Raw genomic sequence first — 26,020 nt, forward strand, 5'->3', positions numbered from 1 at the left:
GAATTGTAGCCTTGATTTACTGTTCGGAATCGCTCGCCTGACCATTGGCCGAGGCAGGCTTGCGCCGCCGTAGCTGGCCAAGAAGGTCCTTGTCGAGAGCCCCGACGGCATAAGCAATGACGAAAAAGGTTATCAGGCCCGCGCCCACCAGAACGCCAAGTGACCAGACTTTCTCGATAATGCTGCCGCCATAACGGCTTTGCATCAGCGGCATAAGTATGATGAGAACGCCTGCCATGGCCGCCGTAGCGATGAGCTGGCGCAGGACTTTTCCCATAAGGCGCGGGGTGAGCGTATACCAGCTGCGATGATGGAGCAGCACATAGAGCGCTGCCACATTAAGCGTCGACGTAAAGGCGGTTGCCGCTGCCAGCCCGACAATGCCGTAACGCGGAACGACATAAAAATTGATCGCGATATTCACGATCAGGGTTGCCGCTGCCACCCAGACAGGGGTGCGCGTATCCTCCCGGCTGAAGAAGGCTGGCTGGAAGACTTTTACCAGCACATAGGAAGGAAGGCCCGCCACAAGGGCAATCACGATATTGGCCATCACCGCTCCGTCGGCCGATGTCATCTTGCCGCCGACGAAGAAGGCTGTAACGAAGGCCGGGGCGCATACGGCCAGAGCTGCCGCTGCAGGCAGGGTCAGCAGCAGGCCGATTTCCACCGCATTGCTTTGCAGACGCTGTGCCTGTGCATTGTCATTGGTCTGAATATGGCGCGACAGCATCGGGAGAATCGCCGTGCCCAGCGCAATGCCGACAATGCCAAGCGGCATCTGGTTCAGCCGGTCGGCATATTTGAGCAATGTCAGCGAACCCTGTTCGAGCGAAGTTGCGAAGAATGTGTCGACGAACTGACTCACCTGATAGACGCCGGCGCCGAAAGTGGCCGGCAGGATCAGCATGGCGAGCCGTTTCACTTCGGGTGTGAAGCGGGGCACATGACATTTCAACCGGACGCCTGCTTTGCGGGTGGCCCAGACCATATAAGCCAGCTGTGCGATCCCCGACAGCGTGACCGCAATCGCCACGGCATAAGCAACAGTGACGTCACTTCCCCCATTCCTGCGCAGGAACCAGCCGGTTCCGATGCCGGTAATCAGAACAAGGTTGAGCAGAACCGGCACAAAAGCGCCCGGTGCGAAGCGTGAGCGGGCATTGAGGACACCCGACAGCATCGCAACCAGCGAAATGAGTGTCAGATAAGGAAAAGTGATCCGCGCCAGTGTTACGGAAAGGGCAAACTTTCCAGGAATTTCCCGGAATTCGGAAGCCAGCACCCAGACGATGGCAGGCATGGCCAGCATCGCAATGGCCGAAAAGCCGAGCAGGACCCAGATAAACACCGCCAAAACGTCATTGGCGAATTTTTCCGCGGCTTCCTCCCCGCCTTCTCCGGCCAGGCTGCGCGTATACATGGGTACGAAAGCGACCGAGAAGGCCCCTTCGGCAAAGAGGCGCCGGAATGTATTGGGCAGGATGAAGGCGAGCTGGAAAGCATCGGCGGCAAGCCCTGCCCCCAACACCCGCGCCAGTAATATATCGCGGGCAAAGCCGAAAATGCGGCTGAATGCTGTCAGCCCGCCAATCGTCCCGACATTTTTAACAAGGCTCATGGTTTTACAGGGCTCATGGGCGGCCAGATCTCACATCACATCAAAGGGCGCGTGATATGCGCCTGTCCGCCCGGAACCGCAATCGCCTGAGTTCGGGGACGATTGCCTCAGGCAATGACCGGTCAGGCGTGACCGGCTGCCGGTGCGCCGCCTTCCTGCTGGCGAGCCTGAAGTTGCTGGAGATAAAGACCCTGGAAGTCGATCGGGTCGAGCAGCAGCGGCTGGAAACCAGCGTCGCGCACGGCATCGGCAATCACGCGGCGCGCAAAGGGGAACAGAATGCGCGGGGCTTCGGCATAAGTGAAAGCGTGGATCTGTTCATCCGCCATATTGCGCATGCCGACGAGGCCACAATAGGACAGCTCGACAAGGTAGGCAGTGCCGGACTGGGATTTCGCCGTAACGGAAATCTTTAGTTCGACCTCTGTGATTTCCTCATTGATCTTTTTCCCACCGATATTGAACTGCACATCCAGTTCAGGCTGTTCCTGCCACTGGAAGCTTTCCGGAGCGTTCGGATTTTCGACCGAAAGATCCTTCACATATTGCGATATCAGACCGGCGACCGGCTGATTATCGGCGCCATTGCCGGCACTGTTGTTGAGATCGGTAAGAACGTCGCCTTCATCGGCCATGATGGATTACTTTCCACTGATGTTATAAAAAGATGGTCTTGCCTGCGCGCGTAGCATTGTGCCCTGCCACTCGCAACGGCCAGCCGACCGGCATATCGCTTTTGTGGCGTTCCCGCGGAGAGGGCTGTTCGGGGCGGAATATATATGAGCTGACAGCTTATGCTGTCGGTGATTCTGCATTGTGCAGCGGATATACGAGCCAAACATTACCTGATTTTAACGTAAATTCAGGACTTTTGGGCCCAAATATGCGGGTGACATGTTGTCGATTTGTAATTCAGGCCTATTTCAGGCACGATTGTTGAATGAAAACGTATTATACGATGCGTAACAAAGGTAATGTGCCGAATGCCGTCAGGGTGTCCGGCAAGGAGTTCGGATAGTCACGTGATTGTCGAAATCGTCATCCTCGCCATGATCGCAGCATTTCTGGGTCTGCGTCTCTATTCTGTCCTGGGACGCAGGGCGGAACATGAAGAAGAGCCGATCCCAACCCGCTTCGAACGGAAGGACCGGGCCAGCGCTCCTCAGCAGGTGGCGGCGCCCGAAGCACGTCAGGCGGACAATAATTCGCGCGAAATTATCGGCTTCCCGCCCGCGATCGAGCAGGGTTTGCGCGATATTTCTTCTGCCGATCGTAGCTTCGACCTTCTCGCTTTCATGTCCGGTGCCAAAGCGGCCTATGGCATGGTGCTCGAAGCGTTCTGGCGCGGTGATCGGGAAGAGCTGCGGCAACTTTGCGATGACGATGTCTATCGGGGCTTCGTCGCTGCGATCGATGCGCGCGAACAGGCAGGTGAGACGCTGGAAAACAGGCTTGTCCGGATTGAGGATAGCAGTGTGGATTCGGCTTCGCTGGATGGTCGTACAGCGCGAATCGCAGTTCGTTTCGTAGCGGACATTTCCGCTATTACGCGAGACAAGGACGGCAATGTCGTTGCCGGTTCGCTCGACGATGCGATCGAAAGCCGCGATATCTGGACATTCGCCCGCGATATTAATTCTGCCGGTCCCGACTGGTTGCTGGTTGAAACTGACGAAGGCTGATTTCCATGCGGGCGGGGGGCTTGAAAGGCTGGCTCGCCGGCATTGCAGGTGCCGTGGTCCTGGCAGGTTGCGGGCAGATGGTGCCTCCGTCAGGTAAGGCACCCCCGCCTGTCCCACCCACTGCTCTCGAAGCAGGGGTTGTGGCCGGGCCTTCCATTGCCTCTTTGAAGCTGACTGAGTCGCAGGCTGTTAGAGCGTTGCGATCTTTCGTCGAAAGTTGCCCTGTCCTTATCCGTCGAAACGATAACAGCGAACTGACGCAAGGGGCAGACTGGCAAGCTGTTTGTGAACAGGCTAAGGAAACCTCTCCGTCACAGGCGCTGCTTTTTTTCGAAACCAGTTTCGAAACGGCCCGTGTCTATAACGGGGTCAGCCATGTAACGGGCTATTATGAACCGGAAATCGCCGGGTCGCGTACAAAGCAGCCCGGTTTCGATGTCCCGGTCTATGGCTTGCCCGACGATCTGGTGCGCCGCTGGCCCGAAGATATGCCGCAGAGTGAAAGGGTCGGTCGTCCGCCGCTCGGTCGGATCGATGGGCAGGGGCATGTCGTACCTTATTACGACCGGGCTCAGATTGAGGATGGCGCCCTGGCGGGGCGGGGACTCGAAATTGCGTGGGTGGCCGATCCGGTCGAGTTCTTCTTTTTGCAAATTCAGGGCTCCGGGCGCATACATACACCGGAAGGTGAGGTAATTCGTATCGGTTACGCCGGGCAAAACGGCCTGCCCTATACCGGTATCGGATCGCTGATGCGCGAGCGTAATCTGTTCGGCACCGGGCCGGGCCAGTATCCGGCCTCTATGCAGGGTATCATGCAATATTTGCGCGACCATCCCCAGGAAGGCGATGCGTTGATGCGGATGAATCGAAGCTGGGTATTTTTCCGGGAACTGACCGGTGATGGGCCTCTTGGTGCGCTGGGCGTGCCGGTGCGGCCGCAGGGGTCTGTTGCGGCCGATCCGCGCTATGTGCCCCTGGGGGCACCTGTTTTTCTAGAAACCGACAGGCCAGAGGTGAACGGGTTATGGATTGCGCAGGATACAGGCGGCGCGATCAAAGGACCCAATCGCCTCGATGCCTTCTGGGGGGCAGGCCGTGATGCACGCGAAATCGCCGGTGGGATGAGTGCCCGCGGGGAAGCACTTCTTTTCCTGCCCAGGGGAACGCTGGACCGATTGAACAACCGCCCATGAAACCGCCCCGTGGTCTAAGCGAGAAGGAAGCGGCTCTCTGGTCGCAGGTGACGGCAAGCGTAAAGCCGATACATGGTGACGCACCGCCCAAATCAGCGCCCGACATCGTGCCGCCGCCTCCATCGCGCCAGCCGAAAGCGGTTAAATCACCGCCATCGCCTTCTCCTTTGGCGACATTGCCACCGAAAGTGGCTCGCAGTCCTGCATCCAAATCCAGAGGGCCCGCGGTTACTGTTACCAGCCCGGCCGCGCCCAAATTCGGGGAAGGGCTCGATTCGACATGGGACCGGAAGCTGGCGCGAAATGGTGTCTCGCCTGACTTTACCCTCGACTTGCATGGCCATACGCTTGAAACAGCGCATCAGCGATTGGATTGGGGGCTGACACAGGCCAAAGCAATGGGTGCGCGGGTGGTGCTGGTCATTACGGGCAAGCCGCGCAGAGCGGAAGCCGCCGACCGGGCCGAGCGGCGTGGTGCGATCCGGTCAAAAATTCTCGACTGGCTGGCTGCTGGTGCCCATTCATCGGACATTGCCGCCATAAGGAATGCGCACCGGCGCCATGGCGGCTCCGGTGCGCTGTATATTATTCTGCGCCGCCGCCGTTAAGCGGCAGGTCTTTTACCGAATTTAAGCCGGTACTTTTTCCGCTGCGGCCTGTGCTGCCTGTGCGATCTCCTCCGGCGCTTCATTACGGATCAGAAAGTCGAAAGCGGATAAGCCCGCCTTGGCTCCTTCGCCCATGGCAATGACGATCTGTTTATAGGGAACAGTCGTTGCATCGCCTGCGGCAAAGATACCGGGGATATTGGTCGCCGCCTTCGCATCGATTTCGATTTCACCGAACTTCGTCAGCTCGATGCCCGAATCGCGCAACCATTCGGTATTTGGCACCAGACCGATCTGAACGAAGACACCTTCCAGTTCGACGGTCTTTTCCTGATCCGTATTGCGGTCCTTATAAACCAGCCCGTTTACCTTCTGACCGTCTCCGGTGATTTCGGTTGTTGCAGCCGAAGTGATGATCTCGACATTACCCATCGAACGCAGTTTCTTTTGCAAAACTTCGTCGGCACGCAATTCATCGGCGAATTCGACCAGCGTTACATGGGCCACAATATTAGCGAGGTCGATAGCCGCTTCGACACCCGAATTACCGCCGCCGATCACCGCGACACGCTTGCCTTTGTAAAGCGGACCGTCACAGTGCGGGCAATAGGCTACGCCCTTATTGGCATATTCGGATTCGCCGGGAACGCCAAGCTGGCGCCAACGGGCTCCCGTGGTGAGTACGAGACTGCGCGCCTTCAGCGTACCACCATTCTCGAACACGATTTCATGATAGCCACCGGTTTGAGCTGCGGGAATCAGCTTTTCCGCTTTTTGCAGATTGATGACGTCAATATCATATTCGCTCACATGCGTTTCGAGCGCAGTGGCCAGTTTGGGCCCCTCGGTATAAGGCACCGAGATAAGGTTTTCGATGGCCATCGTATCGAGCACCTGCCCGCCGAAGCGTTCTGCTGCGATGCTGGTGCTGAAGCCTTTACGCGCGGTATAGATGGCCGCTGCGGCGCCTGCAGGCCCGCCACCGACAATCAGCACTTCCACAGGAGGCTTGGCATTCAGCTTGTCCGCAGCCCGGGCACCGGCATTGCTGTCCAGCTTACCGAGAATCTCTTCAAGATTCATCCGCCCATTGGCGAAGTTTTCTCCGTTCAGAAATACTGCCGGGACAGCCATGACCTGACGGGCATCGACTTCATCCTTGAACGCACCGCCTTCGATCAGCGTGGCCTTCACGCCCTTATTGTTCATGGCGAGCAGAGTCAGCGCCTGCACTACATCGGGGCAGTTTTGACAGGACAGTGAGAAATACATCTCGAAATCGTAATCGCCTTCCAGTGCACGAGCTTGTTCGAGCACTTCATCCGAGACCTTCGGCGGGTGTCCGCCGGCCCAGAGCAGAGCGAGCACGAGAGAGGTGAATTCATGACCCATTGGCAATCCGGCAAAGCGGACTGAAGCGTCATGATCCGATGCGCGCCGGATTTCGAAACTGGGTTTGCGTTGATCATCGCCATCAAAAGAGGCGCTGACTTTATCGTTCAGTTCTGCGATTTCATTGAGCAGTTCACGGGTTTCGTTCGATTTCGCATCGTCGCCAAGAGAGGCGACGAGCTCGATCGGTTCGCGCAGATTGCCGAGAAATTGCTGGAGCTGCTGCTTCATATTGGCGTCGAGCATGATGTTTTCCTTGTGTCTGGAAACAAAAACGGCCCGGGGCGAAGGGGTGCCCCGGGCCGTTTGCCTGTCTCGCTATTGCGAGAAAACGGGGCTTAGAGTTTACCGACGAGATCGAGCGACGGAGCGAGTGTTTCGCCGCCTTCTTCCCATTTGGCCGGGCAGACCTGGCCGGGATTGGCGCGGACATACTGAGCTGCCTTGACCTTGCGGACCAGTTCCTTGGCGTTACGACCAACACCTTCGCAGGTGATTTCCATGACCTGGATTACGCCATCGGGATCGACAAGGAAGGTCGCACGGTCAGCCAGGCCCATTTCTTCACGCAGCACACCGAAATTGTTGGAAATGGCGTGGAGCTGGTCTCCGAGCATCGGGAACTTGATCTTGGCGATCTTTTCCGACGTATCGTGCCATGCCTTATGGCTGAAATGGGTGTCGGTGGAGACGCCATAGACTTCAACGTCCATGCCTTTCAGCGTGTCATACTGTTCGGCAATGTCTTCCAGCTCGGTCGGGCAGACAAAAGTGAAGTCAGCCGGATAGAAGAAGAAGATCGCCCATTTGCCCTTCACGTCTTCATCCGTGACGTCGAAGAAGTCCTTGCCTTCCTGAAAGGCGGTGGCTTTGAACGGTTTGATCGTGCTTCCGATGATACCCATCTTTAATGCTCCGTATTGGTGTTGAACTCGTCTGAGCAACAGATAGGGCAGGTGGTTCGTTCCTGCCAATGAGGAGTATCGATTGGTTTGATTGAGTAAATCAATCAGCGGGTATTGATCGAAATCAACGATTAATGTTGTTTTCGCGACAGAACTGTCCGGATAATCGTTCTATTTCGTCAAATCGCTCTCCCCGGACTGCTCGATACCTAGCCGCATTGGGCGCGATGGAGCATCTTCTGATCGGCCAGCACCAGCGCCATCATCGCTTCGACTACGGGAACACCGCGAATACCGACACAAGGATCGTGGCGGCCTTTCGTCGCCAGTTCGGTGGCTTCACCTTCACGGGTGACGGTCGGTTGCGGGATAAGAATGGAGCTTGTGGGTTTGAAAGCGGTACGCACCACCACCGGCTGGCCAGTCGAAATGCCTCCGGCGATACCGCCGGCATGATTAGCCAGAAATTCGGGAGCGTTTTCACCGGGCCGCATCGGATCGGCATTGTCTTCACCGCGCAAACGGGCAGCGGCAAAACCATCGCCGATTTCCACGCCTTTCACAGCATTGATGCTCATAATCGCGGCGGCCAGATCGGCGTCGAGCTTGGCATAAAGCGGAGCGCCCCAGCCTGCAGGAACACCCGTGGCGACACATTCAACCACCGCACCGAGCGAAGATCCCTCCTTGCGGGCTTTGCCGACCAGATCTTCCCAACGTTTTGCCGCCGCCGCATCGGGGCAGAAAAAGGGATTCCGGGTAATTTCCGATGGGTCGAAAGCCGTCGGATCGATGGCGTCACCGCCGATTTCGGAGACATAGCCGCAGATTGTCACTTCGGGGATAACCAGCCGGGCCACTGCGCCAGCGGCGACACGGGCTGCCGTTTCGCGGGCTGAACTGCGCCCGCCGCCGCGATAATCGCGGAAACCGTATTTAGCGTCATAGGTATAATCGGCATGGCCGGGGCGATAGGCCCTGGCGACATCCGAATAATCTTTCGAGCGTTGATCGGTATTTTCGATCATCAGGCTGATCGGTGTGCCTGTGGTTTGCCCTTCGAAAACTCCGCTCAGAATTTTAACCTGATCGGGTTCGCGCCTTTGGGTGGTAAATTTGTTCTGTCCGGGTTTGCGGGCATCGAGAAACGGTTGAATCGCTTCTTCACTGATAGCCAGCCCCGGCGGGCAGCCATCCACAATGGCGCCAAGGGCTGGCCCATGGCTTTCCCCCCATGTGCTGAATCGAAAAACGCGGCCGGAAGTGTTCATGCTCATGAATTTGCTCATGCTGCAAGAGTGAAGGTCTGTCCATATTGCACTGGCCAAAAGAAGAGCGATAAGGCAGGAACAAAACATGATTGCAAAGCTGAAAGGGCGGCTGGACGATACCGGCACGGATTGGGCGGTGATTGACGTTCAGGGCGTCGGTTATCTGGTGCATTGTTCCAACCGGACACTGTCTTCGCTGGGTGAAAAAGGCGAAGCCTGTACGGTTTTCACTCATTTGCAGGTCAGTGAGACGGATATGCGCCTGATCGGGTTTGCCAGTGCCGCTGAGCGAGACTGGTTCAAATTGCTGACCAATGTGCAGGGAGTGGGCAGCAAGGTGGCATTGGCGATCCTGTCGGCGCTCACTACCGAGGAATTGCAGAGCGCCTGTGCCGGTCAGGATGCGGCTCAGGTGGCACGTGCCAATGGTGTGGGGCCGAAACTGGCCGGGCGGATCGTGAATGAGCTAAAAGATAAGGCTGGCGCTTTGCCTGCCGTCCCGGGGCCGACATTGTCGGGTGGCGGCACTTCACCTGTTGCCGGGGCAAGTGCGGATGCAGTATCGGCCTTGCAAAATCTTGGTTTCAAACCAGCGATTGCTGCCAGTGCTGTGGCCCATGCTCAGGCCGAACTGGGCGAAGCTGCCAGTGAAAGCGACCTTATCCGCGTAGCCCTGAAAAAGGCTGCCGGATGATGAGCATCCCAGTTTTATTCGCCTCCTATGTTCGGTCTGAAGCGGTAATCTCCTTTGTTGTGATGCGAATGCGGTATGGCGGATAACCCTCATCTTACACCCGAACGCCAGCCGGAAGATCAGGATGCAGCTTTGCGTCCCAAATCTCTGCGGGAATTTATTGGGCAGGAAGCGGCGCGCGATAATCTGCGGGTTTTTATCGAAAGTGCCCGTTCGCGTGGTGAAGCGATGGACCATACGCTTTTTTTTGGTCCTCCTGGCCTCGGTAAAACCACTCTCGCTCAGATCGTGGCCAAGGAATTGGGCGTAGGCTTTCGGGCTACGTCAGGACCGGTTATTGCCAAAGCAGGCGATCTTGCAGCTTTGCTGACCAATCTCGAATCGGGTGATGTTTTGTTCATCGACGAGATTCACCGGCTCAACCCGGTGGTCGAAGAAGTGCTCTATCCGGCGATGGAAGATCGTGCACTCGACCTGATTATCGGCGAGGGGCCTTCTGCACGGTCGGTGCGGATCGATCTGCCGCCCTTTACTCTGATCGGGGCGACCACCCGGCAGGGATTATTGACCACGCCTTTGCGCGATCGATTCGGTATTCCGGTCAGACTGATCTTCTACACGGAAGACGAACTGACATTGGTTGTCACGCGCGGTGCGCGCCTGCTGGGATTGGAGATCGATGATGCCGGAGCGAGAGAAATTGCCCGTCGTTCGCGCGGCACTCCTCGTGTAGCAGGGCGGTTGCTACGTCGCGTGCGGGACTTTGCCCATGTTGCCGGCGGAGACAGAGTAACCGCACGGATTGCCGATCATGCCCTGACACGGCTGGAAGTGGATACGCTCGGGCTCGATGCCATGGACAGGCGCTATCTCACTATGATTGCCGATATCTATAAGGGTGGGCCGGTGGGTGTGGAAACTCTGGCGGCGGGTCTGGCTGAACCGCGTGATACGGTGGAGGATGTGGTCGAACCCTATTTGATCCAGCTCGGCCTTGTCGCGCGTACAGCAAGGGGACGGTGTCTTAACGATCGTGGATGGAGTCATCTCGGTTTAACGCCTCCCAAAGGAGGGCAAGGCGGCCTGTTCGATTCGCAGGATGATCAGGGCTGAGCTTCCAAGTCTGGAATATGGTTAACATTGTGCTCCAGTATGTGGTATCACTCTGGGACACACTGATGACAGTTCTCGGAAATCATACGATTTATCGCCAGTGAAACAATCAAACATTCTTAATATTGTCATGCCGATTCTCGTGGTGATGGTTTTAGGGGAGTAAAGCGGGATCGGGCCATATGGCGCTAACCGCTTTCGGGTAAGCAGAGAGAGATTACATGTCAGTCCGCATGGCCCTTGCAAAATTGTCTGCCGTCGCAGCAGGTGGTGCATTGATTGGTGGCGGAGCTGTCCATATGGCTGAGCCGCAGGCTGCAACGGTCACTTCTACCAAACATGTGAAGGGAAAACGAACCAAGCTGGTTCCCATCAAGACGGTTAAGAGGGCTCGACGGGCGATTCCTCCAAAGCTTCCCGAAGAACCGCGCATCCGTCGTGCCATTGAGCGCCCACCTCAGGTCGCTGCAGCGATTCCCTTGCCTCCTTTACCGCCGCAACCGGTGATCGGCGGATCAGGCGGTATACCGCCCGTTATCGGCGGCTCAAGCGGTGGCGGCGGTTATGTCGGTTCTTCCGGGGGATTTTTTGGCGGTTACTTTGGTGGTGGCTCAAGTGGTGGCAACGTAGTGGTGACATCGACTACCACAGGCGGCGTCTCGACTTCCACATCGACTTCAAGCGGCGTTTCGACCAGCACGGGCGGTGTGTCCACTTCCACCGGGGGCGTTTCGACCAGCACAGGTGGTGTATCGACTTCCACCGGTGGTGTTTCGACCAGCACCAGTACGAGCAGTTCCACCAGTAGCAGCAGCTCGACAAGTAGCAGCACCAGCAGTTCTACCAGCTCGAGCACTAGCAGCTCGACCAGTTCTTCTTCCGGAGGCGAAACAAGTTCCGGAGGCACGACAACCGGCGGGGATCCAGGCACGCCGGTTCCTGCGCCGCCTGTTATCCTTCTGTTCGGAGCGGGTGCGGCGGTTCTGTTCGCTCGGCGCCGGCGTTCGAAAGGGACAGGAAACGCTCTCGCAGATTGATTTATGGTAGAATTTCATCACCCCCTCAGGTGATCGAAGGCGGCTTCCACGGGAGCCGCCTTTTTGCTTACCAGAATGCTCTCATGCTCTGGCCATACTAAAGGCTGGGATAAGGCCGAATACGAAAAGGCCCCGCCGTTAAGCGGGGCCTTCGATCATTTAGCGGCAGAATAGCTCAGGAAGCGAGGTTCCTGAGCACATACTGCAGAATGCCGCCATTCTTGTAATATTCCATTTCATTGGCGGTATCGATGCGGCATTTGGCTGTGAAGGTAAAGGTCTCGCCATTCGGACGTGTAACTTCGACTTCGACGTCCTGAGCTGGCGTTAGATCGGCTAGACCTTTAATGGTGAAGGCGTCTTCACCCGTCAGACCCAGTGTTTCGCGTGTATCGCCACCGGTGAATTGCAGCGGCAGAACGCCCATGCCAACCAGATTCGAACGATGGATTCGCTCATAGCTTTCGACGATGACTGCCCGTACACCAAGCAGATTGGTGCCCTTGGCAGCCCAGTCACGGCTGGAACCTGTACCGTATTCCTTACCGGCAATGACGACCAGCGGTGTACCGTCGGCTTTGTGCTTCATGGCCGCATCATAGATGGCCATTTGTTCACCCTGATAGGTGGTCATTCCGCCTTCAACGCCTGGCACCATTTCGTTGCGGATGCGAATATTGGCGAAGGTGCCGCGCATCATAACTTCGTGATTGCCGCGACGAGAGCCGTAGGAGTTAAAATCCTTCTTCTCTACGCCATTGGCAATCAGATAGCGTCCGGCAGGCGAATCTTCCTTGATCGAACCTGCCGGTGAAATGTGGTCTGTGGTTACGGAATCGCCCAGAATAGCCAGTGGCTTGGCACTTTCGATATCGGCCACCGGCGCAGGGGTCATGCCCATACCTTCGAAATAAGGCGGATTGGCGACATAGGTCGAACCGGCTTGCCACTGATAAGTGTCCGAACCGGTAACATCGATTGCCTGCCAATGTTCATCGCCCTTATATACGTCGGCATAACGGGTTTCGAACATTTCGCGGTCGATTGACCGGTTACGCAATTCGGCGACTTCGAGATTGCTCGGCCAGATGTCCTTGAGGAAGACATCCTTGCCTTCCTGATCCTGACCGATGGGCGTGGTGGTAATGTCTTCGGTCACCGTCCCTTTCAGAGCGTAAGCAACGACCAGCGGCGGCGATGCGAGAAAGTTCGCCCGTACATCGGGAGAGACGCGGCCTTCAAAGTTGCGGTTGCCCGACAGCACGGAGGCGGCAACGATATCGTTTTCGTTGATCGCTTTGCTGATCGGTTCGGCGAGCGGGCCGGAATTGCCGATGCAGGTGGTGCAACCATAACCGACGAGATCGAAGCCGATTGCGTCCATATGGTCCTGAACGCCGGCCTTTTCGAGGTAGTCGGTCACGACTTTGGAGCCTGGTGCCAGACTGGTTTTGACCCACGGTTTGGGTTTCAGACCCTTTTCATGCGCCTTTTTTGCTACCAGACCGGCAGCGAGCATCACATCGGGGTTGGACGTGTTAGTGCAGGAGGTGATGGCGGCAATAACGACGTCACCATCACCGACATCGTGGCCTTCGCCATCGACTACCACACGTTCCGGCGCGCTTTTGCCATAAAGCTTCTCAAGGTCGGTGTTGAACAGTTCGTCCACCTCGGGAAGGATAACCTTGTCCTGCGGACGCTTCGGCCCGGCGAGCGAGGGGACCACACTGCCAAGATCGAGTTCGAGGAGATCCGTGAAGACCGGGTCCGGATTGGACGGATCGGCCCAGAAACCCTGTTCCTTGGCATAGGCTTCGACCAGCGTGATCTGCTCTTCGGTGCGGCCGCTGAGACGCAGATAGTCCAGCGTCTTGTCGTCAATGCCGAAAAAGCCGCAGGTTGCACCATATTCGGGAGCCATATTGGCGAGAGTGGCGCGGTCTGCGAGGCTGAGCGAAGCGAGGCCCGGACCGAAATATTCAACGAAGCGGCCAACAACGCCTTTTTCACGCAACATCTGGGTGCAGGTGAGTACAAGGTCAGTTGCGGTAACGCCTTCGGCCAGCTTGCCGGTGAATTTGAAGCCGACCACTTCGGGAATCAACATGGAAATAGGCTGGCCGAGCATGGCGGCTTCGGCTTCAATACCGCCGACACCCCAGCCCAGCACACCAAGGCCATTGACCATGGTTGTGTGGCTGTCCGTGCCCACGCAAGTGTCGGGATAGGCGACCAGTTCACCGTTCGGGTCTTCACTCGACCAGACACATTGCGCGATATTTTCGAGATTTACCTGATGGCAGATGCCGGTGCCCGGGGGGACGGCGTAGAAGTTCTTGAGGCTCTTCGCACCCCATTTCAGGAAGTCATACCGCTCCGCATTTCGTTGATATTCGAACTCCATATTATGTTCGAAAGCCTTGGGGTGGCCGAACTCATCGACCATGACTGAGTGGTCGATGACGAGATTGACGGGAACTTGCGGATTGATCTTGGCCGTGTCGCCACCAAGAGCTGAAATGGCATCACGCATGGCGGCCAGATCGACCACGCAAGGCACACCGGTGAAGTCCTGCAACAGCACACGGGCCGGGCGGTACTGGATTTCACTGCCGGTTTTGGGGTCCTTCTGCCAGTCGGCAATCGCCTGAATATCGTCTTTGGAAACGGTAAAACCTGCATCTTCGAAGCGTAGCAGGTTTTCGAGCAGTACTTTCATCGAAAAAGGAAGACGGCTGACATCGCCGATCTTTTCCGCTGCTTTCTTGAGCGAATAATAAGCGACGGTCTTGCCGTTCACTTCCATTGTACTACGCGTATCGAGCGAGTTTTTGCCGACCTGAGTCATTGATGCGCTATCCTTCCTGAATGGAGCCGCTAATCGCCCTTGGGGGAAAGGGCGGAAATTTTGTCTCGGCAGTTGCGCGTTCCGGCGCGCAAGGTCAAGAGTTTCGCTTAATGGAACACATGGAATGGCGACCGGTTTCATTTTTGTAAGTAAATTTGGACGACCATAATGAGCCTTGGTGGATCGAATCTTGGCGGATCCGGCCGACAGGAACCGCTTTATATAATACCTATGGCGATTGCGCTGGCCCTGGCGGCTTTTGCCGGAGGAGGGCTGGGGCTGTGGTGGAATTCTGCCAAGGAAAGCCAGGCTGGCGCAGCCGAAGCAGATGAAGAGACCAAAACCGCAGAGGCTGCGAACGACAATCAGGACGAAGGAGCAAAGGCTGAAAATGGGCAGGCTGACTGATCTGACAGGAAGGTCGCCGGGCTGATTCAGCCGCTGGCAAGGCGTCAGAACACATAAGTACAGACTAGGGGATATTTTGAGGCTGGTCTTAAAGAAGAGCCTGCCTACATAATGCCTGACTATAGATAAGGCTTTTAAAAGATGACGTTTTTCATGAAATTCTCCGTCATGTCCGCACTGGTGTTGTCTGCACCAGTTTCGGCCATTGCACAGGAGGATCTGTTGCCTCCGGAAGGAGAAGTTCCGCCGCCTGCCACTGTTTCGAATCCGGTGATTCAGCCTGTGCCGGGTATTAATTTCGAGCCGCCGAAGCCGGTGGTTCAGGAATGGAATAGGGAGGATGCCCGCGCTTTGCTCACCTTCATTGAAGGAATAAGCGCGGAAGGGCTAAACCCGCAGGACTACCAGCCAAATGAGTTGCGCCAGGCGCTGGATGGCGATGAAGGCGGTGTCAGTTCCAATGTCGATAGCTGGTCTATGTTCGATGCTACGGGGGAAGAGCCGCAACTGGACGAAGTGGCAAGCCGCAGTTTCACCTGGCTGGTGGAGGACTTGCGAGATGGTCGTACACCGATGGATGATCGCAAACAGTGGTTTGTGATCGATTCCGATCCGGATTTTTATCCGACCGGGGATCTGATGGCCGAAGCGCTGGAGAAGCATGATGTTGCCGGTGTTCTGCAGTCGCTTAATCCGACGCATCCCGATTATGCGGTTTTGAAGCAGGCGCTGGCCGATACGCCCGAAAGTGAAAAGGCAAAACGCAAGCTGATCCGTGCTAATATGGATCGCTGGCGGTGGCTCCCGCGTGATCTGGGTACGCAATATCTGATTACCAATGTGCCCGAATATGAGCTGCGTCTGACGGTAAACGATCAGATCATCCGCACCTATAAGACGGTTGTGGGTAAGCCGGGACGTACAGCGACTCCACAGCTTGCGGAAGTGGTCGAAGGGGTTGTTTTCAACCCGACCTGGACAGTGCCGCAAAGCATTGTGAAAGGGGAAGGACTGGGGCAAAAAGTGCTAAACAATCCGCAATGGGCTGCGGCGCATGGTTATAAAGCTACAAAAGGTGAGAACGGCTTCATCAATGTCGTTCAGCAGCCTGGACCCGGCAATTCGCTGGGTGTCATGAAGCTCGACATGCCCAATGAACATGCCATCTTTTTGCACGATACGCCGGCCAAGGCCTATTTTAACCGCGATAAACGCGCACTCAGCCATGGCTGCATCCGCACTGAAAGAGCGCTGGAGCTGGGCATGACCATGGCTATTCTCGGTAAAGGCGCCACCAAGGACGAGGCTGTCGAGATTTCGACCTCCGGTGAATATACGAAGGTGCCGCTCAAGAAGACAATGCCGGTTTATATCACCTATTTCACGATGGCGACGGACATTAACGGTGAGCTCAATACGTTCGACGACATCTATGATCGCGACGGTCCGGTTCTGGCCAGCTTCGATAAACCGCGCGAGCGCAACCGGGCGCGTGTTACCGATGAAGAAGTGGTGCCGATCGAGGATCCCGGCCTGTAATGCTTTTAAGAAGGCTCAGCCTGTAATGGGAGGAGATGGTTCGATTTTTCCGTCTCCTTCCAGATTAAGCTGATCGGCAAAAAGCAGTCTGCCGCCGGACAAGTGCCACAGAGCCTCGCGGAAATTATCCGGGCTCATGGCAAAACAGCCATTGGAACGACCCAGTCTGCCCCATCTCGCGACATGTTCAGGGGTCGCATAAGTGGCTGGATGCATTACGATGGCGCGGGGCAGGGCGTTGGAATTGCTTCCGTCTAGTCCACCCAGGCGGATGGAGGTGCCATAACGGCCTTTATACCATTCCCAGGTCACATAGGCACCGCGACTCGTGCAGTTCGAACCTTCGACATTGGAAAAATTGTCGAGATAGCCGTCATGTTCGGGGTCGGACCCTGTCCCATGGGCTACAAGGAAGGAGCGTACTGTGCCTTGCTCCAGATTGGCAAAATGGAATCTCGGCTGGGAAGAGTGGGCACTGAAATCGGCTATTCCGGCAATATCCCGACGCCATAGAACATTACCTGCACGTTCGACTTCGCGCCTGGCAATTTCCATGATCTGCCTGCCGCGCGCATCGAGCGGCGAGGGCTGGGCTGCCACACGCAGGGGCAAAGATACGCTGCCTGCGGCGATTGCCACTCCGCCTAGGAAATTACGCCGGTTGAAAGTTCTTGCCATATTCGGTCTCTGGAGTTTTCAAGAGCATATCATAGCTTTTTGCCTGTTTTCCAGGCTGTTTTATTGACCCTTCTGGCCTAGCCAGCCAGTGCTGGATTTTAGCTCATCTATAGCTATGCGACTGGCGCGCTTATAAGCATCCTGATGATAACGATAGGTGCCTACGAAGTGAATAAAGGCAGCTTCTTTGCTCCATCCCTCTCCCCAGTAATTAAGATAGCGCTCATAAGGCAGCAGGACCGGATTGGGATCATTAGAGATCTGGAAGTTCGAAGCCACTTGCTCTGTCCCCCATTCGGACAAAGCTTCGCTGCCCAGTAGTTTTTCGATTGCTTTCATAAAAGAAGCAGCCAGCGGCCTGCCTTGCCCACCTGCGGCAAAGCCCGCAAAACCGGAACATCCACGGATATAGTGCCAGCGAGGTGCTTCGGGGATCAGATCGAGACGGCTTTCTATCCGTGTCTGAATATGGCCTTCCTCTGGACCATCCGGGTAACGGGTCGTTCTAAACTGAGCGAGGTCGAGTGGAGCGGCTCCGGCCTCTGTATCGCCCAGCAGGATAAAGCTGCGATTGCTGGCGATGGCCTGCAGGATATCGGGAACCGGACCCATAGTGACCGTATCGCTGTTCAGCTGGACCCAGTATTCATGTTGGCGGCGATCCAGAATGGTCAAAAAGCGTTCCCATGTTCCCCCTGCAGGAAAGGGCCCGAGTTTGACATCGCGAATAGCCAGAATTTCGGGGTCCCCGCAATGGCGGGCAAGAACGGCCTTGTCGCGTCCTGTCAATGTGCCGTCATCAAGCAGGACGATTCGTCCTCTGCCAAGCTGATTCCACAGTGACTTGACGGCTACCAGATAAGGCAAAATGACGGCTGTTCCAATCATAGAGAACAGCACCAGCCCATCATTTCTTGGAATGACGGGCGGTGTTTGGAGAATGTCTTCGATGGCTCTGGCGTGTCGAGTGGCGTCCCGGCGATTGCGTAAACGATAAGGCAGGAGGCTGTTAATTCCCATAATGCCTCTTGTTTACCTCTGAACCCTGAACATTACAGCTTACAAATCTGCCTTTGAACGAATTGTCATTATTCAGCCGCCTGTGCAGGCATTCCATCGTTTTTCCCGGCATCGGTACTTTGAGCTTCGATTTCAGCCGCCTTGGCTTCGACCAGTTCAACAATATGATCGAGCATATCGTTGCTCTCGACATGATGATCAGTCACGCCGGAGAGATAGACCATATGCTTGCCATTGCCGCCGCCGGTAATGCCGATGTCAGTTTCGCGGGCTTCGCCAGGCCCATTGACGACACAGCCGAGGACAGAAAGCGATAATGGTGTTTTGATGTGCTGCAAACGCTCTTCAAGCAAGGTGACAGTCTTGATAACATCAAAGCCTTGCCGGGCGCAGGAAGGGCAGGAAACAACGCGCACACCACGGGTGCGCAAACCCAGCGCTTTGAGCATTTCGAATCCGACCCGAACTTCCTGCTCCGGTTCTGCGGATAGAGAGACGCGTAATGTATCGCCAATACCCGACCATAGCAGATTGCCCATGCCGATGGAACTTTTGACGGTACCTCCGATCAGGCCGCCCGCTTCGGTAATGCCCAGATGCAACGGGCAATCGACCGCTTCGGCCAGTCCCATATAAGCTGCAACGGCAAGGAATACATCGCTTGCTTTGACAGCCACCTTGAACTCATGAAAGTCATGGTCCTGCAGCAGTTTGATATGGTCAAGTGCGCTTTCGACCAATGCTTCGGGGCAGGGCTCGCCATATTTTTCGAGCAGGTCACGTTCCAGACTGCCGGCATTCACCCCTATGCGGATGGCACAGCCATTGGCTTTAGCAGCTCGGACGACTTCGGCTACGCGATCATCGCTGCCGATATTACCGGGGTTGATCCGCAGGCAAGCCGCCCCCGCATCGGCAGCTTCGAGCGCGCGTTTATAGTGGAAGTGAATATCCGCTACCAAAGGTACTTGAGCAGCTTTGACGATGTCTTTGAAAGCCGCAGTGCTGTCCGTATCCGGGCAGGAGACACGGACAATATCCGCACCGGCTTCTTCGCAGCGGCGAATCTGATCGATCGTTGCAGCGACATCTGTGGTCGGCGTGTTGGTCATAGTCTGCACCGAAATCGGCGCATCACCGCCAACAGGTACAGCGCCGACCATAATCTGACGGCTTTTGCGGCGCTCAATATCGCGCCATGGACGAACGGAAGACATGGATGCTCTATAGACCAGAGCTGTGACTGGCGAAAGACATCCTGTCAGACATATGGCCAAAACGCCTCGAAAAGAATCTGAAGACGCTTTTCAAGGCGAGGGCTGCTATTCTAGTCGTTATCGACCCTGTCGGGCAGATCCTTGCGGTCGGTACTGGCGTAGTCTTCCAATTCGCTTTCATTCATCGAATCGTACATGTCTTTCGATGCGCCTTGCAGATCGGACACTTTGATATCGCCGCGCTTGGCAGCCAGCGCTGCCCCTGCTGCTTTTTGCTGGGCTTTCGATTTCGCAGGCATGTTTAAATCGCCTCCAGTTCAGATCCGAGCTTTAGAACCTCATCGCTATCCTCCTCTGGCGAACAGGATAAGCGGGATTACTTTATACTACCTTTCCGTATGATTTTTGATCCCTTGAGCGTGCGGGTTACGTCACGCTCAAAGAGATTGACAATCTGGCTCTGTCCCGCGCCATCGCCCCAGTTCCACTGGACATACTGTCCTTTCCGGAAGCGATTTTTGTCTGACACGGTATCAGTTCTCGATGACTTCAAGGCCATCGTCTTCCTGTATTTGCGAGGAAGATTCTTCCATAGCTGCGGGGCCGTCATCAAGCAGGACGCCGTCATTATCTGTGTTTTGTGCGTTTTGTCCGGTTTGCGGAATCATCGCTCCGGAAGACAGTCCGGCATCAGCCTCTTCATCTGTCAGAGCAGGAAGCATCCAGCTTGCCGATAAAAGAATAATGGCTAGCACCACGCTAATAATCAGCACCCACCGTGTAACATTGGGTGTCGATCCCCCACGGGCTTCATCCGTGCTGACGTGAAATTCATCTCCCTTACGTTCCATATTTCAGGCTCTCCCGTAATTCGATGGGACTTTTATTAGTTCTCCATCGAATTACGATTTTGCCTGTAAAAAGGCTGCAAGGAAAGGGGTTAGTCGCGCAGCAACTCATTGATGCCTGTTTTGGAACGGGTCTGGGCGTCGACTGTCTTGACGATCACGGCGCAATAAAGCGAGGGGCCGGTTGATCCGTCAGGCAGCATTTTGCCCGGCGTTGTGCCGGGCACGACCACCGCGTAAGGCGGTACTTCGCCAATATGCACTTCGCCTGTCTGACGATCGATAATCTTGGTGGAAGCACCTAGATAAACGCCCATGGAAAGAACGGCGCCTTCGCCGACACGAACGCCTTCAGCCACTTCGGACCGGGCTCCGATAAAAGCGCCATCGCCGATGATGACGGGATCCGCCTGGAGCGGCTCAAGAACACCACCGATGCCGGCGCCCCCTGAAATATGCACATTTTTGCCGATCTGTGCACAGCTTCCGACTGTAGCCCAGGTATCGATCATCGTTCCTTCGTCAATAAAAGCGCCGATATTGGTGAAGCTGGGCATCAGGACCACGCCTTTTGCAACATGGCTGCCGCGACGGACAATTGCGCCGGGTACGGCACGGAAACCTGCATCACGAAAACGGGTATCGTCCCAGCCGGCAAATTTAGACGGCACCTTGTCGAACCAGGGGCCGGGTGTGGCATCGGCGGCGCCATTGGCACCCATCATGACATTGTCATTCAAGCGGAATGACAGGAGTACGGCTTTTTTAAGCCACTGATTAACGAACCAGCCTCCTTTGCCATCAGGTTCGGCGACTCGAGCTGTTCCGTTATCCAGCAAGGCGAGAGCCTGTTCGACGACTTCGCGGACATCGTCGCTGGCCGGAGTGACGTCAGCGCGGTTCTCCCAGGCAGTTTCGATCGAGCTTTGCAGTTCTGCGGACATGATAATGCGTTTCTCCGGCACGTATTATTGGGAAATGTGCAAATGATAATGCGCCGGTAGCGGCAACGCCAAGAGCGAGCAACCCGCAAAGCAGATGAGCGCTGGCTTCCAGCAGACGCAGAGCGAAAAGCGCCGGAAGCCCGCCTTGAGCTGCTTTCGGAGGCTGGTCTGATCCCCGTAATAATCCTTAAAGCCGCCCAAAGAAATTTTGGTTAGAAAAATAAAGAAGGGAGCATTGCAGGAGCTGCAGTAATGTTAAGAAAACGGGCTGGTGTATCCGTATATGCTTTAGGAACTGCTACATTGCTGGCTGCCTGTGGCAATGGAGGCGGCGATGTAAGTTCCACACCTTCTCCCACTCCCACTCCCACTCCCACTCCCACTCCCACGCCGAGCCCTACACCGCCGCCCTTTGTCTATGATACGGAAGAATTTCGCCGGTCTGGCGGGCCCGAGCAGCATGGGGCACCCGCCATGTGGACATTGGGTGCAACGGGTAGCGGCGTGACAATTGCTGTGATCGATAGCGGCATCGATATGGATAGCCCTGAATTTGCAAACCGGATTTCGTCTTCTTCAGTCGATATCTATGCAGGTGAAACCAGCAGGGGGCTCAAAGGCAGCGACGGTCATGGAACACATGTCGCACTGGTTGCTGCAGCCGGGCGAAACGACCAGGGCATTCTGGGTATGGCATGGGATGCCAGCGTTATGGCTTTGCGGGCGGACCGCCCTGGTACGTGCTCGTCTGACGGTACGATGAATGTGGCAAGCACTTGTGCTTTCGATGATATCAAGGTTGCGGAAGCAATCGACTATGCCGTGGGAAATGGCGCGAAGATCATTAACATTTCGCTGAGTGGAAGTTCGGCCAGTACGATTCTACGCAATTCGGTAAAAAATGCGGTCAATGCCGGGCTTCTTGTCGTTATTGCGTCGGGAAATGACGGTGCGACTGAACCATCCGCTTATGCTTCATCGCTGGCTAATGGGACGGGAGGTGTTTTGATCGTTGGATCGGCCGATGAAACGGGCACGATTTCCGATTTCAGTAATCGTGCAGGCAGCGATGGCAATCATTTCATCACCGCGCGCGGTGAAGGGATTTGCTGTGTCTATAAGGACGGACAAATCTATCAGTCGGGCGGTATTGTTTATCTTCTGCGCGGAACGAGTTTCGCTGCTCCTCAGGTGGCTGGAGCAGCTGCCCTTTTGGCGCAAGCTTTTCCGACACTGACGGGAAACGAAATCGCTCAAATCCTGATCGAGTCAGCCGCCGATGCAGGAGATGAAGGGGTAGATTCGATCTATGGAATGGGTCTCCTCGATCTGGAAAGTGCGTTTGCCCCGGCGGGAGTTACCCGATTGGCGGGAACGGACCATGCACTCGCACTGAGCGACAATGTTGCAATAGCGTCTCCAGCCATGGGAGATGCGTTAGACACGGCGTCTTTGCAAACCGTGATGCTCGACAAATATCAGCGTGCCTATCAGGTGAAGCTGAATGGCAACTTTCGCAGTGCAGGGCTGGCGAACCGGCTTTATGCTGCACTGGCTGGCGATCAGCGGCAAGCGGCCCTCTCGTCTGACAAAGCTTCTATCGCCTTCACTATTGATGCGCGGGGATAGAACAACCCGATGCCGCATATCGAAGTTTTGCGTTTGCCGCAGGATGATGCGCGCCGGGCCAGAGTGTTGGCAGCGCGCATCGCATATCAGATTTCGCCCGATACCCAATTGGGCTTTGCCTTTGCGCAAGGAGCTGATGGCCTGGTCGCGCAATTGCAGGGACAGGATCAGCCAGCTTTTCTTATATCACCGGTTGCCAGTGCCAACCGGATCGGCTGGCAAAGACAAGATATTGCGTTCGCCGCTCGCCGCCGCTTCGGTCACTGGGGGGTGACGGCCAAAGCGGAGTTTGGCCACTCAACGGACCGGCAGAATACAGAGCGCGGCGGAGCATTCGAGAACATTTTTGCAGGCGGCAAAGCGCAGCGTTTCGGGGCGATGCTGGATCGCGAAATGGCAGAATGGGATATCGCGCTGGGGGGAGAATGGCTGCAGGAAAGGAATAGTTTTTTCGGCGGTCATTTCCACGATGCATTCGGCCTTAAGGGCGCCGACACATTTTTTCTCGATATGAACGCCGCATGGCAGGCCTCTCCGATGTGGCGTTTTGGCATGTCCTTTCGTCAGGGTTGGACAAACGCCAACGGTGACCAAACAATAGTAGACCGCGCGTATTTGCAGAGCCGGGCCTGGTCAATCGATGTCGAGCGTGTGGGTTTTGTTCGGAACAATGACCGGATCGCCTTGCGGTTTGCCCAGCCTTTGCGAGTGTCAGGGGGCGGATTGCGACTGAATCTTCCTGTGGCTTACGACTATGCTACGCAGAACCCGATTTATGGTCTCCGACCAATCTCGCTCATTCCACATGGGCGAGAAATCATGGGTGAGCTTGCCTGGCGCGGGGCTTTATGGGGCGGTTATGCCTCGACGAGCCTGTTTTATCGGCATGAACCGGGGCATTATGCCAGAGTGGCAGCTGATAAAGGCGTAGCGTTTCGCTGGAATAGTCGTTTTTGATTCGTCAGACTGCATCTGGAGCGGTTAGGCCACGCACGAAATCGACCAGCCCGGTCTGGCGTGAACGGCGCATTCTTTCGGCATCGAGAATAGTGCGCACTTTCTCGAAACAGCGTTCGATATCGTCATTGATGACGACATAATCATAACCGTCCCAATGACTGATTTCGGCTCGGGCGCGGTCCATACGCCCGGAAATAATCTCTTCACTATCCGTACCGCGGGATCGCAAACGGTTCTCGAGCACATCGATCCCCGGCGGCAGCAGAAAAACCCGGACTACATCGGCCCCGGCTCGCTGGTAGAGCTGCTGTGCACCCTGCCAATCTATATCGAAGAGATAATCGCACCCCGCATCGAGCCCTTCCATAATATGCGCGCGCGGAGTGCCATAACAATTGCCGAAAACCTCTGCATATTCGAGGAAGGCATTGTCATGAACCATAGTGTCGAAAGTCGGTCGATCGACGAAATGATAATCGCGGCCATTTATTTCGCCGGGGCGGATCGGGCGGGTTGTGGCGGAAACCGACATTTGCAGATTGTGATGCGATTCCAGTAGTTTGCGCGCGATCGTTGTTTTTCCTGCACCCGACGGGGAGGAAAGGATCAGCATCAAACCTCTGCGATGATGATATTCTGTCTGGGCCATGTGCGCTGTTGGCGCAGGGAGGGGGAGAAAATCAAGCCCCAAGGGCAGGAATTCAGCGCTTTGTCTTTTTACCCAGCAATTGCTGGTCGCCCCTGCGCCGTGCCTGTCGCCGACTGAGGGAGCGATCAACCAATGCTTTGGCGGCCAGCCCGCCACCGACAATCATGGCACCTGGCAGCGATTTTGTGGCGATTCGCGCTACGATGACCGAAGTTAGGGTTTCACCAAGCGATCGCTCATCCAGAATCGCCTGACGTTCTGCTTTGGTGTAATGCTTGCGTAGAAGGTTCTTCTCAACGCCACGGCGGAAAATCCGCGAAGCGGCGCGGGTGGCGATGTCAGCAATCATGAGATTGGTTGCCGGATTAGGGCTTAGTCCGGAAACGGGCGCGTCTCTATCAGTATCCATCGCTAGTCGCTTGCGCAAACCCATGCGTTTCCGGCGCTTCTTGAGTTCGGCTTTGCTTTTGGCCTTGATGCGTGAAACCGACGATCTTTTCATGTCGCATGCCCCCGTTGCGTAAGGGCTCCCGATGAATGAGGCCCGCCCGCTCTATTTCTTCCGGCCAAAATCGACCGAGACGACATTGGAGCCGTCTTCTGAAGAAACGTCCGGACGGTCAGCCTGTTCCGTAGCGCCCTGCGATCCGTCATTTTCCGCATCGTCATGCGGTTCAGGTTCATCTTCTGCGATTTCTGCTTGAAATTGCAGGCCAAAATCCACGGCCGGATCGACAAAAGCCGTGATGGCGGAAAAAGGTATGTTGAGTGTAGAGGGGATCTGATTGAAGCTGAGGCCTACAGAAAAGCCTTCTTCATCGACCAGTAAATCCCAGAATTTGTTCTGCAGAACGATTGTCATTTCATCAGGAAAACGTTCTTGAAGATGACGTGGAATCGAGACGCCGGGGGCCCCGGTCTTAAACGTTATATAGAAATGATGATTGCCGGGAAGCTGGCTTCCGTTTTTCTGGACTTCTCCCAGAACACGGCCAACTACGGCGCGCAGGGCTTCCTGCACGATCTCGTCATAGGGGATCAGGCTGTCAGGCGTTGCATCATTCATGGGCGCATGAGTGGCGATGCCGGGCGAAGTGGTCAAGCGTAAAACAGATGCTGTGAATGATTGATTCCCACAGCACGCGTCCTATACGCGGCATTATGCGTACTGCCAGAATAGCCCGCACGACCAGTGAAACCGATATTCTCGTCGAGATCGATCTCGACGGAACCGGAGCATATGATGTTTCCACCGGTATAGGCTTCCTCGATCATATGATCGAGCAATTCTCCCGACATTCGCTGATTGATGTCACACTCAAAGTTGATGGTGATCTTCATGTGGATCAGCATCATACCACCGAGGATAGTGCCCTGGCATTGGGGCAGGCAATTACGCAGGCCCTGGGAGATAAGGCCGGTATCGGACGATATGGCACGGCCTATTCGCCGATGGATGAAACGCTGGCGCGTGTGGCGCTGGATATTTCCGGACGACCTTATCTTGTTTGGAATGCGCATTTTACGCAGGAGAAGCTGGGTGAACTCGATACCGAGCTGATCGAGCACTGGTTTCATTCGGTTGCACAGACAGCCGGGATTACGCTGCATATCGAACAGATATACGGCCAGAACAATCATCATATCTGCGAGGCAATCTATAAAGGGTTTGCTCGCGCGATGCGCACAGCGGTTGAACCCGATCCGCGCAAGGAAGGGATGATTCCTTCTACCAAGGGGCAGCTTGGAGGCTGAGGA

The 26,020-nt window shown here is 55.8% G+C and carries 26 protein-coding genes; 10 read left to right on the forward strand and 16 right to left on the reverse strand.

The window, feature by feature from the left end:
* Positions 1 to 16 precede the first annotated feature (16 nt).
* Positions 17 to 1,621 (reverse strand): murein biosynthesis integral membrane protein MurJ, encoded by a 1,605-nt coding sequence (gene murJ / locus D6851_RS06325; protein ID WP_120324062.1) that lies wholly within the window; start codon positions 1,619 to 1,621, stop codon positions 17 to 19.
* Between the two features lie 122 nt (positions 1,622 to 1,743).
* Positions 1,744 to 2,256: a protein-export chaperone SecB gene (gene secB, locus D6851_RS06330; RefSeq protein WP_120324063.1), complete on the reverse strand. Its 513-nt coding sequence runs from the start codon at positions 2,254 to 2,256 to the stop codon at positions 1,744 to 1,746.
* A 387-nt stretch (positions 2,257 to 2,643) separates the two neighbouring features.
* Here secB and D6851_RS06335 point away from each other — a divergent pair, with 387 nt between their 5' ends.
* From D6851_RS06335 to D6851_RS06345, 3 genes are read left to right on the forward strand one after another with little or no spacing between them, the layout of a single operon-like run.
* The gene (locus D6851_RS06335; RefSeq protein WP_120324064.1) at positions 2,644 to 3,303 is read left to right on the forward strand and encodes a Tim44/TimA family putative adaptor protein; all 660 of its coding nucleotides are present in this window, start codon (positions 2,644 to 2,646) and stop codon (positions 3,301 to 3,303) included.
* Positions 3,304 to 3,308: 5 nt separating this feature from the next.
* Positions 3,309 to 4,499, forward strand: coding sequence for a murein transglycosylase A (mltA, locus tag D6851_RS06340; RefSeq protein ID WP_120324065.1), 1,191 nt, complete (start codon positions 3,309 to 3,311; stop codon positions 4,497 to 4,499).
* A complete protein-coding gene (locus tag D6851_RS06345) occupies positions 4,496 to 5,107 on the forward strand; it encodes a Smr/MutS family protein (protein WP_120324066.1) in 612 nt (203 codons plus the stop codon). The genes mltA and D6851_RS06345 overlap by 4 nt, the downstream gene beginning before the upstream one ends.
* Before the next feature lie 21 nt (positions 5,108 to 5,128).
* Here D6851_RS06345 and ahpF read toward each other — a convergent pair whose 3' ends face one another.
* From ahpF to aroC, 3 genes are all read right to left on the reverse strand, one after another.
* A complete protein-coding gene (gene ahpF / locus D6851_RS06350; protein WP_120324067.1) occupies positions 5,129 to 6,745 on the reverse strand; it encodes an alkyl hydroperoxide reductase subunit F in 1,617 nt (538 codons plus the stop codon).
* Positions 6,746 to 6,837: 92 nt separating this feature from the next.
* Complete coding sequence (gene ahpC / locus D6851_RS06355; RefSeq protein ID WP_120324068.1) at positions 6,838 to 7,404, reverse strand: alkyl hydroperoxide reductase subunit C; 567 nt, start codon at positions 7,402 to 7,404, stop codon at positions 6,838 to 6,840.
* Positions 7,405 to 7,613: 209 nt separating this feature from the next.
* Positions 7,614 to 8,681, reverse strand: coding sequence for a chorismate synthase (gene aroC, locus D6851_RS06360; RefSeq protein ID WP_120324417.1), 1,068 nt, complete (start codon positions 8,679 to 8,681; stop codon positions 7,614 to 7,616).
* Between the two features lie 79 nt (positions 8,682 to 8,760).
* Between aroC and ruvA the strand changes: the two genes are divergently transcribed.
* Together ruvA and ruvB are read left to right on the forward strand one after the other, a co-directional pair.
* A complete protein-coding gene (gene ruvA / locus D6851_RS06365) occupies positions 8,761 to 9,369 on the forward strand; it encodes a Holliday junction branch migration protein RuvA (RefSeq protein ID WP_120324069.1) in 609 nt (202 codons plus the stop codon).
* Positions 9,370 to 9,444: 75 nt separating this feature from the next.
* Positions 9,445 to 10,482 (forward strand): Holliday junction branch migration DNA helicase RuvB, encoded by a 1,038-nt coding sequence (gene ruvB / locus D6851_RS06370; protein WP_120324070.1) that lies wholly within the window; start codon positions 9,445 to 9,447, stop codon positions 10,480 to 10,482.
* Between the two features lie 595 nt (positions 10,483 to 11,077).
* Here ruvB and D6851_RS17735 read toward each other — a convergent pair.
* Positions 11,078 to 11,413: a hypothetical protein gene (locus D6851_RS17735; RefSeq protein ID WP_183030010.1), complete on the reverse strand. Its 336-nt coding sequence runs from the start codon at positions 11,411 to 11,413 to the stop codon at positions 11,078 to 11,080.
* A gap of 281 nt (positions 11,414 to 11,694) precedes the next feature.
* Complete coding sequence (gene acnA / locus D6851_RS06380) at positions 11,695 to 14,370, reverse strand: aconitate hydratase AcnA (RefSeq protein WP_120324072.1); 2,676 nt, start codon at positions 14,368 to 14,370, stop codon at positions 11,695 to 11,697.
* A gap of 168 nt (positions 14,371 to 14,538) precedes the next feature.
* On the opposite strand from acnA, the gene D6851_RS06385 reads away from it, so the two are divergent.
* Both D6851_RS06385 and D6851_RS06390 read left to right on the forward strand, forming a co-directional pair.
* The gene (locus tag D6851_RS06385; RefSeq protein WP_120324073.1) at positions 14,539 to 14,778 is read left to right on the forward strand and encodes a hypothetical protein; all 240 of its coding nucleotides are present in this window, start codon (positions 14,539 to 14,541) and stop codon (positions 14,776 to 14,778) included.
* A 153-nt stretch (positions 14,779 to 14,931) separates the two neighbouring features.
* Complete coding sequence (locus D6851_RS06390; protein WP_238473972.1) at positions 14,932 to 16,317, forward strand: L,D-transpeptidase family protein; 1,386 nt, start codon at positions 14,932 to 14,934, stop codon at positions 16,315 to 16,317.
* A 15-nt stretch (positions 16,318 to 16,332) separates the two neighbouring features.
* Here the strand turns inward: D6851_RS06390 and D6851_RS06395 are convergent, their stop codons facing one another.
* From D6851_RS06395 to dapD, 6 genes are all read right to left on the reverse strand, one after another.
* Positions 16,333 to 16,995 (reverse strand): murein L,D-transpeptidase catalytic domain-containing protein, encoded by a 663-nt coding sequence (locus D6851_RS06395; protein ID WP_120324075.1) that lies wholly within the window; start codon positions 16,993 to 16,995, stop codon positions 16,333 to 16,335.
* 60 nt (positions 16,996 to 17,055) lie between these two features.
* Entirely contained in the window at positions 17,056 to 18,015 is a 960-nt protein-coding gene (locus tag D6851_RS06400) for a hypothetical protein (protein WP_120324076.1), read from the reverse strand.
* Positions 18,016 to 18,083: 68 nt separating this feature from the next.
* Complete coding sequence (ispG, locus tag D6851_RS06405; protein WP_120324077.1) at positions 18,084 to 19,232, reverse strand: flavodoxin-dependent (E)-4-hydroxy-3-methylbut-2-enyl-diphosphate synthase; 1,149 nt, start codon at positions 19,230 to 19,232, stop codon at positions 18,084 to 18,086.
* A 110-nt stretch (positions 19,233 to 19,342) separates the two neighbouring features.
* Positions 19,343 to 19,531: a DUF3008 family protein gene (locus tag D6851_RS06410; RefSeq protein WP_120324078.1), complete on the reverse strand. Its 189-nt coding sequence runs from the start codon at positions 19,529 to 19,531 to the stop codon at positions 19,343 to 19,345.
* 234 nt (positions 19,532 to 19,765) lie between these two features.
* Positions 19,766 to 20,083, reverse strand: a complete 318-nt coding sequence (locus tag D6851_RS06420; protein ID WP_120324079.1) for a hypothetical protein — start codon at positions 20,081 to 20,083, stop codon at positions 19,766 to 19,768.
* Positions 20,084 to 20,172: 89 nt separating this feature from the next.
* On the reverse strand, positions 20,173 to 21,024 hold the full coding sequence (gene dapD, locus D6851_RS06425; protein WP_120324080.1) for a 2,3,4,5-tetrahydropyridine-2,6-dicarboxylate N-succinyltransferase: 852 nt from the start codon (positions 21,022 to 21,024) through the stop codon (positions 20,173 to 20,175).
* Positions 21,025 to 21,327: 303 nt separating this feature from the next.
* On the opposite strand from dapD, the gene D6851_RS06430 reads away from it, so the two are divergent.
* Positions 21,328 to 22,653, forward strand: coding sequence for a S8 family peptidase (locus tag D6851_RS06430; RefSeq protein ID WP_183030011.1), 1,326 nt, complete (start codon positions 21,328 to 21,330; stop codon positions 22,651 to 22,653).
* Positions 22,654 to 22,662: 9 nt separating this feature from the next.
* The gene (locus tag D6851_RS06435) at positions 22,663 to 23,610 is read left to right on the forward strand and encodes a hypothetical protein (RefSeq protein WP_120324082.1); all 948 of its coding nucleotides are present in this window, start codon (positions 22,663 to 22,665) and stop codon (positions 23,608 to 23,610) included.
* A gap of 4 nt (positions 23,611 to 23,614) precedes the next feature.
* Here the strand turns inward: D6851_RS06435 and gmk are convergent, their stop codons facing one another.
* Genes gmk through D6851_RS06450 form a run of 3 tightly spaced genes read right to left on the reverse strand, consistent with a single transcriptional unit; the run spans position 23,615 to position 25,328 of the window.
* Positions 23,615 to 24,262 carry a guanylate kinase gene (gene gmk, locus D6851_RS06440; RefSeq protein ID WP_238473973.1) on the reverse strand — a complete coding sequence of 216 codons (648 nt, stop codon included), beginning with the start codon at positions 24,260 to 24,262 and terminating at the stop codon, positions 23,615 to 23,617.
* A gap of 52 nt (positions 24,263 to 24,314) precedes the next feature.
* Positions 24,315 to 24,764 (reverse strand): hypothetical protein, encoded by a 450-nt coding sequence (locus D6851_RS06445; RefSeq protein ID WP_120324083.1) that lies wholly within the window; start codon positions 24,762 to 24,764, stop codon positions 24,315 to 24,317.
* Between the two features lie 51 nt (positions 24,765 to 24,815).
* A complete protein-coding gene (locus tag D6851_RS06450; protein WP_120324419.1) occupies positions 24,816 to 25,328 on the reverse strand; it encodes an SspB family protein in 513 nt (170 codons plus the stop codon).
* A gap of 95 nt (positions 25,329 to 25,423) precedes the next feature.
* Here D6851_RS06450 and hisB point away from each other — a divergent pair, with 95 nt between their 5' ends.
* Positions 25,424 to 26,017, forward strand: coding sequence for an imidazoleglycerol-phosphate dehydratase HisB (hisB, locus tag D6851_RS06455; protein WP_120324420.1), 594 nt, complete (start codon positions 25,424 to 25,426; stop codon positions 26,015 to 26,017).
* The last annotated feature ends 3 nt before the right edge of the window (positions 26,018 to 26,020 follow it).

This window comes from Altericroceibacterium spongiae, assembly GCF_003610805.1.
Classification (GTDB): Bacteria; Pseudomonadota; Alphaproteobacteria; order Sphingomonadales; family Sphingomonadaceae; genus Altericroceibacterium; species Altericroceibacterium spongiae.